The sequence below is a fragment of the Microbacterium sp. NPDC089321 genome (genome assembly GCF_040684935.1).
Lineage (GTDB): Bacteria > Actinomycetota > Actinomycetes > Actinomycetales > Microbacteriaceae > Microbacterium.
Window position 1 is genome coordinate 1313557 of the sequence record NZ_JBFBGX010000001.1, and the last position, 11484, is coordinate 1325040.

General features: G+C 69.5%; 9 protein-coding genes. 4 read left to right on the forward strand and 5 right to left on the reverse strand.

All coding sequences use genetic code 11. From position 1 onward, the window contains the following. Positions 1-102 precede the first annotated feature (102 nt). The gene (locus AB0N59_RS06090) at positions 103-1542 is read left to right on the forward strand and encodes a sulfatase (RefSeq protein ID WP_363480206.1); all 1440 of its coding nucleotides are present in this window, start codon (positions 103-105) and stop codon (positions 1540-1542) included. Here AB0N59_RS06090 and AB0N59_RS06095 read toward each other — a convergent pair. The 4 genes from AB0N59_RS06095 to AB0N59_RS06110 are packed head-to-tail and all read right to left on the reverse strand — an operon-like array spanning position 1529 to position 6509. Beyond that, positions 1529-2935 (reverse strand): sulfatase-like hydrolase/transferase, encoded by a 1407-nt coding sequence (locus AB0N59_RS06095; protein WP_363480209.1) that lies wholly within the window; start codon positions 2933-2935, stop codon positions 1529-1531. The genes AB0N59_RS06090 and AB0N59_RS06095 overlap by 14 nt on opposite strands. Next, on the reverse strand, positions 2932-4356 hold the full coding sequence (locus AB0N59_RS06100; RefSeq protein WP_363480212.1) for a sulfatase-like hydrolase/transferase: 1425 nt from the start codon (positions 4354-4356) through the stop codon (positions 2932-2934). Before AB0N59_RS06100 ends, AB0N59_RS06095 begins: the two co-directional genes overlap by 4 nt. Further along, positions 4353-5345, reverse strand: coding sequence for a Gfo/Idh/MocA family oxidoreductase (locus tag AB0N59_RS06105; RefSeq protein WP_363480215.1), 993 nt, complete (start codon positions 5343-5345; stop codon positions 4353-4355). Before AB0N59_RS06105 ends, AB0N59_RS06100 begins: the two co-directional genes overlap by 4 nt. Before the next feature lie 33 nt (positions 5346-5378). Continuing rightward, on the reverse strand, positions 5379-6509 hold the full coding sequence (locus tag AB0N59_RS06110) for a substrate-binding domain-containing protein (RefSeq protein ID WP_363480218.1): 1131 nt from the start codon (positions 6507-6509) through the stop codon (positions 5379-5381). 231 nt (positions 6510-6740) lie between these two features. On the opposite strand from AB0N59_RS06110, the gene AB0N59_RS06115 reads away from it, so the two are divergent. The 3 genes from AB0N59_RS06115 to AB0N59_RS06125 are packed head-to-tail and all read left to right on the forward strand — an operon-like array spanning position 6741 to position 9931. Beyond that, the gene (locus AB0N59_RS06115) at positions 6741-8036 is read left to right on the forward strand and encodes an ABC transporter substrate-binding protein (protein ID WP_363480221.1); all 1296 of its coding nucleotides are present in this window, start codon (positions 6741-6743) and stop codon (positions 8034-8036) included. Further along, positions 8033-8992, forward strand: a complete 960-nt coding sequence (locus tag AB0N59_RS06120) for a sugar ABC transporter permease (RefSeq protein WP_363480224.1) — start codon at positions 8033-8035, stop codon at positions 8990-8992. The genes AB0N59_RS06115 and AB0N59_RS06120 overlap by 4 nt, the downstream gene beginning before the upstream one ends. Positions 8993-9001: 9 nt before the next feature. Beyond that, positions 9002-9931, forward strand: a complete 930-nt coding sequence (locus AB0N59_RS06125) for a carbohydrate ABC transporter permease (RefSeq protein WP_363480227.1) — start codon at positions 9002-9004, stop codon at positions 9929-9931. Between the two features lie 81 nt (positions 9932-10012). Here the strand turns inward: AB0N59_RS06125 and AB0N59_RS06130 are convergent, their stop codons facing one another. After that, positions 10013-11455 (reverse strand): carboxylesterase family protein, encoded by a 1443-nt coding sequence (locus tag AB0N59_RS06130; protein ID WP_363480230.1) that lies wholly within the window; start codon positions 11453-11455, stop codon positions 10013-10015. Between the last annotated feature and the right edge of the window lie 29 nt (positions 11456-11484).

Here is an 11484-nt window from a genome sequence, read left to right on the forward strand (position 1 = left end):
AGGCTAGGAGCGCGCAAGATGAGGAATCAATGTTGATTCCTCATCTTCACGGCGCCTTGAATGAGCACGACTCGCACCGCGCGGGCACGAGAGGAGCAGCCGATGCGACCGAACATCCTCGTGGTCATGTCAGACCAGTTCCGGGCCGCTGCCCTCGGCATCCTCGGCGAGGACCCGGTGAGCACCCCGAACCTGGATCGTCTCGCCGAGACGGGATGCCTGGCACGTCAGGCGGTCAGCTGCTATCCGGTGTGCAGCCCTCATCGCGCGATGTTCCTCACCGGCATGCGGCCCGAGGCGAACGGGGTCACGCTCAACGTCCACTCCGAGTCCGCGCTCGACGGCGTGGGGCTGCGCGACGGGCTGCCGACCTGGGCGAGCATCCTGCGCGACCACGGCTACCGCACCGGCTACATCGGCAAGTGGCATCTCGAACCGCCCACGGCGGAGGACGAGCAGGCGGGCGAGGGCCGCCGCGACGATGGGAAGGTCTGGGACGCCTGGTCGCCGCCCGCCCGGCGATTCGGCTTCGACTTCTGGTATTCCTACGGTGCGGCCGATCGTCATCTCGCCCCGCACTACTGGACCGCGGATGCCGGCCGTCACGAGCGCGTCGATGTCGACCGCTGGTCGGCCGAGCACGAGACCGACGTCGCCGTGGAGCACATCGCCGGACTCGACGATGCCGCGCCGTTCGCGCTGATGCTGTCGCTCAATCCTCCGCACCAGCCGTTCGACCAGGTGCCCGAGCGCTATCGCGGCATGTACGCCGGTCTCGACGAGCGCTCCCTGCTCACCCGCCCCAATGTGCCGTGGGGCACCGAGGCGAGCGCCGAGGCGGCGGCGATCGCGCGCGACTACTTCGCCGCCGTCACGGGTGTCGACGAGCAGGTCGGTCGGCTCGCCGCGGCCGTGGAGCGGCGCGGCGGTGCGCGCCCGACGGTCATCGTGTTCACCTCCGACCACGGCATGCAGCTGGGCAGTCACGGGCTGATGTACAAGAACGTGGCGTACGAGGAGTCGATGCGCCTTCCGCTCATCGTGCACTCTCCGGGGCTGGTCCCCGCCGGCACGGCCGACGTGCTGATCGACTCGCTCGACTTCGCGCCGACGATCCTGGGGCTCGCGGGTGTCACCTCGCGGGATCCGCGGATGGCGGGGCGCGACCGCTCAGCCGCACTCCTCGCGGCGTCCGCATCCGTCCGGGAGGGAGACCCGAGCGACGCCGCCCTGTACCTGCGGTACCCCGCACGCTCGGATCCGACGAGCGCCAGGGGACTGCGCACGCGCGACGAGAAGATCGTGGCCACCTGGCATCCGTCCGACGGACTGGATCTCGAGTACTTCAACCTCCGGCGCGACCCCTTCGAGGTCGACAGCAGGCCGGATGACCGCGCCGCCGCGCTGCTCGCCGACGCCCTGCTGCGCATGCTCGACGAGACCCGAGACGCATGGGCAGGCCGCGACGCTCTGGCCGCGGCCTACCCCGAGTCCCTGGTCATCCCCCGACAGGTCGGGGCCACGCAGGTCAGGGCCGGGTAGGCCGGTCCGGCGGCAGGCCGACCTCTTCGCGCCACTTTTGGTGGGCCTGCTGCAGCTCGGCGACGAGCCGCGGCCGGCGGCCCGCGAGGTTGTCACGCTCGCCCGGGTCTCCTGCGAGGTCGGTCAGGATCAGGCCGTCACCCGTCTCGGTGTGCTCGACCGCGCGCACATGCGCGGCGATGGGGTCGTCTCCCGCCACCGACAGCAGCTTCCACCCGCCTCGCCGGACAGCCCACTGCCAGCCGCAGTCCCAGTGCAGCTCGCGCTCGTGCGGGCGAGGAGCGGATGCATCCGTCGCGGTCGACAGCAGCGAGCGCAGGTCGCATCCGTCGTCGTCGGCCGAGGCGGGCAGGCCCGCGGCTGAGACGAACGTGGATGCCAGATCGAGGGCGCTGACGGGATCGCCGACGATGCTGCCCGGCTCGGCGACGCCCGGCCACCTGACCAGGAACGGGACCCGGATGCCGCCCTCCCACAGCGTGTACTTCGAGCCCCGCAGCTCGCCGTTGTCGCCGTAATTGCACTGCGAGCCGCCGTTGTCGGTCAGGTACACCACGATCGTGTCGGCTGAGGCATCCTGCGCCTCGAGCGCGTCGAGGAGCCGCCCGATCGCGCGATCCATGAGATCCAGCTGTGCGAGGTAGTAGGCCCGTCCGTCAGGCAGATTCGGGCTGATCGCGCCGTCGTACCAGTCGAGGTAGCGGGATGCGCCGGGGTTCCAGTCTTCAAAGCCCGCGAGCCCGCGGGCCTGCAGCTCGTCCTCGGGCAGCTGCCAGCAGAAGTTGTGCACGGCGTTGAAGGCGACGGTGGCGAAGAACGGGCCGTCGGCGGCGCGTCGTCTGATGAAGTCGATCGCCCGATCGGCGATCTCGTCGGTCGTGAAGCCCTCGAACTCGGCCGGCTCATCGCCCGACCAGAACGGCTGCACGCCCATCGGCGCCGCAGCCTCGCCGTACGCCGCGCTCGCCGCATCAGAATGATGCAGGTAGTGCAGGCGGCCCATCGACTGCCCCGCCAGTCCGTAGAAGGACTCGTCGAAGCCATGGTTCGGGGGAGCACCGCGATCGGTCACGGTCTCGTCGCCGTAGTGCACCTTGCCGAAGTAGCCGGTGGTGTAGCCCGCATCGCGCAGGCGCTCGGCGATGGTGGGGGCGCTGCCGATATCGGCCGAGTCGAACCACAGTCCGCCCCACCGCTGCTGATAGCGACCCGTCATGATCGCCGCTCGCGACGGCGAGCAGATCGGCGCGGTCACGTAGGCATCGGTGAACGTGGCCCCCTCCGCGGCGATGCGGTCGAGCACGGGCGTGTGCACCCCTGGCGTCCCGAGTGCGGAGCGGTCGGCATGACCGTGATCGTCCGAGACGATCAGCAGGATGTTCGGCCGGGTCATCGGGCACCGTCCCAGCCGGGAAGGGCGAAGGCGCCGAGCGGGTCGTCGTCGAGCGGCCGGGTCTGTCCGGCGCCGAACACGGGGAGCCCCTGACCGTCTGCGTCCGCCGCGGAGTGCTCTGCGAACCAGTCGTGCAGCATGCCGCGCAGCCGTGCGACCTCGTCACCGTGCGTCGGCAGATCGGCGAGGTTGCGCCGCTCGCGCGGATCGGCTGTCAGGTCGTACAGCTCGTGGGGCCCGTACGGATGCCGGTGCACGTACTTGCGATCGTGGGTGCGGATCATCCGCACCGGGCCGTACTCGCTGTGCACCACCACGGGACGCTGCTCGGCGGGCGCCGCGGGCAGATCGCCGCGCAGCGCGGCGGCGAAGCTGCGTCCCGGCCCGGATTCGAAGGGCGATCCGTCGAGGCCCGCCAGCTCCATCAGGGTGGCGGGCAGGTCGTAGGCGCTGTGCAGCCGGTCGTCCACGGCGCCGGAGGGCAGCATCCACGGCGCCGAGACGATGAACGGGACCATCACCGACTCGTCGTACATGTTCATCGGGAAGGTGCCGTTTCCCTTGCCCCAGAACCCGTGCTGTCCGCAGCTGAACCCGTTGTCGCTGAGGAAGACGACGATCGTGTCGTGCTCGCGGTCGTTCCTGCGCAGGGCATCGATGATGCGGCCGATCGCGGCATCCATCGCGGTGACGGCGGCGAAGTAGCCGATGAGCGCTTCGCGCGCATCCGGTTCGCCGCCGATCGGCGCCCCGCCGAGCGTCTGCAGCCAGGGGTGCGGCTCCTCCTGCGGGCAGCTGTCGAACGCGCAGTCCCGGTAGAGGGCGGTGTACTCGTCGGGATGCTGGCCGGCGAAGGGCTTGTGCGGCGCCGTGAAGTTCACGGCCAGGAAGAAGGGATCGTCGTGCGCCTGCTCCGCGTCGATGAACGCGACCGCGTCGTCGGCGATGACGTCGGTGAGGTAGTCGGTCACATGCTCCGCTTCGGCACCTCGGTACATCACGGCGTCGTGGTACGGGCTTCCCCCGCCCTCCAGCGCGTACCAGTGCACGAAACCGCGACGGGGGACGTCGCTCGCGCCCAGGTGCCACTTGCCCGACAGCCCGAGACGGTATCCGGCGTCGGCCAGCGCGTCGGTCAGGGTCGGGAGGCCCTGCAGATGGTCGCGGCCGGTCGGACCGACGTGGGCTCCGTCGAGGTAGTCGTGGACGCCGTGCGCTGAGGGGATGCGGCCGGTGAGCAGGGATGCTCGCGCCGGGGAGCACACGGGCGACGCGCAGAAGAACCGATCGAGACGCACGCCGCGCGCGGCGAGTCCGTCGAGCACGGGGGTGCGGATCTCGTGATTGCCTGCGGCGCCGAGCGCCCACGGGCCCTGATCGTCGCTGACGATCATCACGATGTTCGGCCGGGTAGGCGTCACGCCACGACCTCCTCTCGTGCGATGGCCACGGTCGTCGACTCCTGCGCGGAGCGGTAGGCGGCCAGCACGACCTCGACCACGTGGCGCGCGTGGCTGAGCGGCACGGCGGGGTCTGCGCCGCCGATCACCGACGCGAAATCGGCCAGCTGCGCGGTGAACGCGTTCTGGATGTCGTGCTCTCCGACGGAGTGCACGACCCGGGAGCGGCCGTCGACGTGCACGGTCGCGCCCTGACGCGGATCGAGCTCGATGACCCCCTCGTCGCAGACGACCGTCATGCTGTCGCCGCGCGTGGCGGGGTCGCTGATCACGGCGATGGTCACCCCCACGCCGTTGTCGAGGCGAACCAGCATCCCGCCGTCGGTCTCGACGGCTGCCCCGAAGCGGTTCACCGCACTCGCCAGGACCTCGACCGCCCGCCCGTCGCCGAGCCACAGCGAGCGATCGAGGCAGTGGCCGCCGATGTTCATCAGGGCTCCGCCACCCGCGATCGCCGGTGCGAAGAACCACGCGGGGCGGGTTCCGGGCCGGTAATCGGTGCTGCGGTTGTCACGGATCATGCGCACGGCGCCCAGCTCGCCCGAGTCGATCATCCGTCGTGCCGCGAGCTTGTCGGGCATGAAGTGCTGGATATGGCCCACCGTGAGCGCCACCCCGGCCCGGGTGCACGCCGCGATCAGCCGATCGCAGTCGTCCACGGTCGTGGCCATGGGCTTCTCGACCATGACGTGGACGCCGGCGGCAGCGGCATCCTGGGTCATCGGCAGGTGCAGCGCGTGCGGCGTGTTCACGATGACGGCATCGATGACGCCCGCGTCCAGCATGGCTCGATGGTCTGTGTAGACCTCAGCTCTGCTCCCTGAGGCCGCCCGACGGGCGATGGCGGGGTCGATGTCGCACACCGCGGTCAGCTCGATCCCCTCCAGGGCCGCCGCCGCCGCGATGTGGAACGGCGCGACCGCTCCTGCCCCGATCAATCCGATGCGCACGTGTTCTCCTCGTCGGCCGTCGTCCGGTGTTCGTCAGTTGTGGTCATGCTGCCGGTCGGCGCCGCACGAGCGCCTGATCACGATCCGAGGGCGGAGCCTGATCTGATGCAGCGGGCATTCGTCGCCCTCGACGAGCCGCCGCAGCATGATGTCTCCCGCCATCCGGCCGATGCGGTACTTCGGCGGGGCGACCGCGGTCAGGGGGACCCCGGCCAGGTCCGCGACCTCGTCGTCGTACGAGACCATCGCGAGGTCGTCGGGGATCGAGATGCCATCGCGATGCGCGGCACCCTCGAGCATCGTCGCCTCGCGGTCGCCGAACACGAGCGCAGCTGTGGCCTCGAAGTCGCGCACCGCGCGCAGCGCCGACGACGCCGCGTCCGCCACCCATTCGGCCTTGCTCTGCGAGAACTCCAGCCCCGCGGGAAGACCGAGGTCGTCGATCGCACGCCGGTAGCCCTGGATGACGCCGGACTCGGTGACCGTGCGCGAGCGGGTGAGAAGCGCGATGCGCGTGTGGCCCAGGCGGGCGAGGTGGCGCACCGCGTCGAACGCCCCGCCGGCGTGATCCGAGCAGACGTGCTCGGTGGTGTCGGCAGGGCCCAGCTCCTGCAGGCTGCGTTCGACGAGCACGACGGGAACCGGCAGCGCCAGCAGCTCCTGCGCGCGTTCGAACGGCGCCTCGAGTCCCGTCAGGGTCGGCGCGAGCAGCAGACCGTCGACACCGGCGTCGAGCAGCGAGGCGATCGCCTCGTCTTCGCGTTCCGGACGATATCGGTACGTCGCCAGCTGAAGCGACGCACCTGCGGCTGACAGCGACTCGTCTATGCCCTGCAGCACGCGCGGGTAGTACAGCTGGGTGTCGGGAAGCAGCACGCCGATGCGCCGCCGTGCGTTCTGCTCTCGCGGTCGCGCATGAGCGACGAAGCTGCCGGCGCCCTGGCGACGCACGACGATCCGCTCGGCGACCAGCTCGTCGAACGCACGGCGCACGGTCGTCAGCGACAGTCCGGTCTCCTTCGAGAGCTCCTGCTCCGTCGGAAGCTTCTGCCCGGCCGTCCACGTGCCGGCGAGGATGCCGCGGCGCAGCTGGTCGGCGAGCACCTCGAACTTGAGCCCGCGCGACTCCGCGTCGCGCACGGCTGCAGTGCGCCTTCCGGCCATGACGACCCCCCTTCGTTCCACTTCCTCCGATTCTGAGGTCGCGCAAGAGAGAAATAAAGACGTATTCCTCGATTCATCTCCTGGGTTCTCCGCTGCTCACGCACGTGATCCGGGATCTTCGGACGTAATGGTCGGCACGATTTCAGGATTACTCCTTGATTGCTCTCTTATGTGCGAGCGAGAGTCAACCGACGCAGGCGAAGAAGCCGCTCTCAGACGGAAGGAAATCCGATGGCGAAGTCCCGAAAGCTCTCAGCACTCGTCCTCATTGGCGCGGTCGCGCTCTCGGCAGCCGGGTGCGCATCCGGCAGCGGGGGCACGGAGTCGAAGGAGCTCACCTACTGGTCGATGTGGAAGGAGGGCGAAGCGCAGCAGAAGGTCGTCGCCGCGGCGATCGCCGACTTCGAGAAGGAGACCGGCATCGAGGTGAACGTCCAGTGGCAGGGGCGCGACAACGTGAAGAAGGTCGTCCCGACCCTCAACACCAACAAGGTCCCCGACCTCGTCGACGGCTCGTTCGCGCGTCTGGCTCCGGTGCTCGCCGAGACCGGCCAGGCGAAGCCCCTCGAGAAGGCCTACGACGCCGAGGTCGAAGGCGAGAAGGTCTCGGCGCTGGTGCCGGAGGCGTACCTGAAGGGCGACGTGCTCACGGTCGATGGTGAGGACGCGCCCTGGATGCTGCCCTACTCCCTCACCAGCGACGCGTTCTGGTTCAACGCCTCGGCGCACCCCGAGCTGGTCGAGAGCCCGCCGAAGACCTGGGACGACTTCCTCTCGGCGATGGACGACATGAAGGCGGCGGGCGAGACCCCTCTCGCGATCGACGGCGACGTCGCCGGCTACAACGCGTACTGGTACACCTCGGCGATGATCCGCATCGCCGGCCCCGGCTCGCTCAAGGAGATGGCCGCAGACAAGAGCGGCGAGGCATGGGACTCGGCCGAGGCGCTCGAGGCGGCTCAGCTCGTCGAGCAGCTCGTCGACGGCAAGTACTTCATCGACGGCTACAACGCGAGCAAGTGGCCTGCGCAGCAGCAGGCATGGGCCGACAACAAGGCCGCCCTGCTCTTCAACGGCACCTGGATCCCGACGGAGACCGGGCCGTACGCCGCTGACGGGTTCGAGTACTCGTCGTTCCCGTTCCCGCTGATCGACGGCGGCAGCGACGCCGAGCGGGCCGACTTCGTCGGATTCGCGGTGCCCGCCAGGGCTCGCAACGACGAGAACGCGCAGAAGCTCGCCTCGTTCTTCCTGCGCAAGGAGTACCAGGACGCCCTGGGTACCGACGCCAAGATCCTGCCGATCCGTCAGGATGCCGCCGTCAGCGAGGAGATGACGTCGGTGAAGTCCGCGCTCGACGGCGCCGGCTCGTACTTCCTGCAGAACGACGGCATCAGCTTCCCCGGGTACACCGAGAAGCTGCTGTGGCCCGCGATCAACGACCTCGTGCTCGGCAAGACCGACGCCGCGCAGTTCGTGAAGACGATGAAGAGCGGCCAGATCGACTACTGGAAGCAGAACTCATGACCGAGGCCGCTGTGGTGGCCGTGCCCGCCGGCCGTGTCGCTCGTCGCGGGCGACACGGCGGTGGCAGCACGATCGACAGGGCGAGGCGGCGACTGTTCGTGCCCTTCGTCGGACCGGCGTTCGTCTTCTACACGGTGCTGTTCGTCGTCCCCGCGATCTTCGCCGTGTGGATCAGCTTCAACAAGTGGGCCGGAGCCGGCCCCATGGAGTTCGTCGGCCTGGGCAACTACGTCCGTCTGTTCTCCGACCAGCTGTTCCTGCGGTCGTTCGGCAACACCCTCCTGCTGCTGTTCGTGGTGGGCATCGCGATCTTCGTCATCGCGTTCGGCCTCACGCTGGTGCTGCGCGACATGGTCGGGCGCAAGGTCGCCCGCTCGGTGATCTTCTTCCCGCATCTGGTGAACGCCATGATCTTCGGGGTGCTCGCCGGGTTCATCTTCAACCCGGGCGGTCTGGTGAACACCCTGCTCGGCGGCCTCGGTGTGAAGGAGCCCCCGGCCTGGCTCGCCCAGGACAACCTGTTCCCGCTCATCATGGTGATGCTGATCTGGATCACCACCGGCTACTTCACCACGATCCTCATGGCGGGCGTCGACCGCATCCCGCCGTACTACTACGAGGACTGCGCGCTGGCCGGCGCGAACGCCTTCCAGCGGCTGCGCTACGTGATCCTGCCGCTCACCTGGGACGTCTTCGGCACCTGCGCCGTGCTGTGGACGATCTCGTCGGTGAAGATCTTCGAGATCATCTGGGTATTCGGAGGATCCAGCGGACAGGGCATGCCGCCGACGCAGACCTGGACCACCGCCGTGTACACCTACGTGACGGCCTTCTCGGGAGAGTCGGTGCCCGCATACGGTGCCGCGTCGGCATCCGCGGTGCTGTCCCTCGCCCTCGTGTCGGTGCTGGTGCTGCTGCTGCGCCGCGCGATGAAGCGCGAAGCGATCGAGTTCTAGGAGATGACCGTGACACTCACCGCCCCCTCGCCCGCATCGGACCAGACGACGCGCACGCTGATCGTGCCGAAGGGCCCCCGTCCCCGTCCGCGCCGTGCTGCCATCGGACGCGATCGCAGCGTGCTGCGGGGCATCGGCCTCGTGCTGCTGTGGATCTTCGTCGCGCTGAACATCGCGTGGATGGTCTGGATGGTCGTGCAGGCCTTCCGCGACACCCGCTCTATCCTCAACGACCCGTGGGGGATGCCGACGTCGCTCGACCCGGTCAACTTCGTGACCGCGTGGACGGTGGGCGACTTCGCCACCGCGACCATGAACAGCGTCGTCACGACCGTGGTCTCGTCGTTCCTGACGGTGGCCATCGCCGCACCGGCCGCCTACTATCTGAGCCGCGTCGAGAATCGCGTGACGAACTCGCTCACCCTGTACTTCGTGCTCGGGCTCGGCATTCCCGCGCAGGTCATCGTGATCCCGCTCTTCGTCATGCTGAACGAGGTCTACCTGACCGACAGCCTGATCGGCCTCAACCTCGTGTACATCGGCGTCTCGATGCCGTTCACCGTGTTCCTGCTGACCGCGTTCTTCCGCTCCCTGCCGCTGGAGATGGAGGAGGCCGCGGCCCTCGACGGCGTCACGGCGTTCGGCACGTTCTGGCGCATCACCCTGCCGCTCGCCAAGGGCGGGATCCTGACGGCGTTCGTGCTGCAGGTGATCTCGCACTGGAACGAGACGCTCCTGGCACTGACCCTGCTGCAGTCGACCGACAAGTACACGCTTCCGGTGGCGCTGATCTCGTTCATCCAGCAGCAGACGTACTCGGGGGCGGACTGGGGTGGCCTGTTCGCCGGCCTCTGCATCGTCGTGCTGCCGATGCTGGCGATCTACCTCTGGGTCGGCCGGCGACTCACCGAGGGCCTGACCCTCGGCATGGGGAAGTGAGCTGAACCGCTTCGAATCGCTCGAATGGCAGCTTCTCGGGCAGCCGAGGCGCCATTCGAGCGATTCGAAACCCGGGGGCCCTCAGACCAGGGGCAGGGCGTCGTCGTAGGCCGAGCGCGACAGGGCCGGCTGGTCGCCGAAGACGCGCGTCATCCCCGGTTCGGTGCGCCAGGCCGGCCAGCCGGGGTCGCCTTCGCGGACGAACGCGACCGCGGCGGCGTGCATCTCGTCGGCCAGGTGCTGCGGCGGGTCCGTCCCGGCGATGCGCGCGACGTGCTGATCGTCGAGGCAGTCGAACCAGAACGGCACGTCGAGGCAGTGGAACGACCACCTGTTGGTCGGCGAGGCCCAGGCGAACCGATACGTCCAGGTTCGGGCATCCCGCCGGGTCTCGGCGACCCGCACCACGAGCGAGCGGAACACGCGATCGGTGACGAACCGGCCCAGCGCCGGGCCTGAGCCGCGACGAGCCCGATTCGCGCGCCGCCAGCCGCGACGCAGCCTGCCGGTCTTCTCGACGATGCGAAGGGCGAGCGGCACCGGCACCCACCGCAGGATGCGCGGGGCGCCGTCGAACACCATCGTGAACTCGTCGTCTGTGGCGCCGAGCAGCAGGGGCTTGTCGGCGCCGATGCCCGCCGCGAACGAGTCGACGGTCGGACGCGTGATCAGCTCTCCGTCGACCACCGGCCCCCATGGCAGCCCGTCGGTCAGGGTCGCGGTCGTCGCGGCGAGGCCGGTCTTGCCGAGCAGGGATGCCTCGTACTGACGCCTCGTGAGCTCGCGCTCCTTCACACCGCGGAAGCCGTCGAGCGTCGGCTCGCAGCCGACCATCTCGGCCAGGCGTGCGCTGCGCTCGCGGGCGCGCTCCCGAGGCAGGTCGCCGAGGGCGCCGCTGATCGAGATGCCCGCATGGAACAGATGCTGCGCCGCCGGCATCCCGAACAGCGTCAGCACCGCTCCGCCGCCCGCCGACTGCCCGGCGATCGTGACTCGCGACGGGTCGCCGCCGAATCCGGCGATGCTGCGCTGCACCCATTCGAGGGCCGCGATCCAGTCGCGCACGCCGCGGTTGTCGGGGGCGCCGTCGATCACCCCGAAGCCGTCGAATCCGAGGCGGTACGAGATCGCGACGACCACGACGCCGTCGCGCACGAACGCGCGCCCGTCGTACCAGGGGCTGGCCGCCGAGCCCGACGAGTAGCCGCCGCCGTGGATCCAGACGAGCACGGGCGCACGGCCCTCGAGCGCCGGCGTGAAGACGTTGAGGTTCAGGGTCGCCGCGCCGGGGATGCTCGGCTCGGGGATGATCGCGTTGGGCTCCTCGCGCCGCTGCGGAGTCGGGCCGTACTCGGTCGCGTCGAGCGGTTCGGTCCACGGCGCGACCGGCTGCGGAGGCTGGAAGCGGCGGCGTCCGGTCGGCGGGGCGGCGTACGGGATGCCGAGGAACGCGAGCGACCCGTCTGGTCGGCGGATGCCGCGGACGGGGCCCTCTGCGGTCTGTGCGATCGGCGATTCGGTCACGGTGTCCAGCGTAAAGGGCACTCGCGGCC

Bases quoted from the DNA above. Each gene is read 5' to 3' on its own strand.
- AB0N59_RS06115 (WP_363480221.1), top strand. From the start codon at position 6,741: ATGGCGAAGTCCCGAAAGCTCTCAGCACTCGTCCTCATTGGCGCGGTC.
- AB0N59_RS06095 (WP_363480209.1), bottom strand. From the start codon at position 2,935: ATGACCCGGCCGAACATCCTGCTGATCGTCTCGGACGATCACGGTCAT.
- AB0N59_RS06090 (WP_363480206.1), top strand. From the start codon at position 103: ATGCGACCGAACATCCTCGTGGTCATGTCAGACCAGTTCCGGGCCGCT.
- AB0N59_RS06120 (WP_363480224.1), top strand. From the start codon at position 8,033: ATGACCGAGGCCGCTGTGGTGGCCGTGCCCGCCGGCCGTGTCGCTCGT.
- AB0N59_RS06110 (WP_363480218.1), bottom strand. From the start codon at position 6,509: ATGGCCGGAAGGCGCACTGCAGCCGTGCGCGACGCGGAGTCGCGCGGG.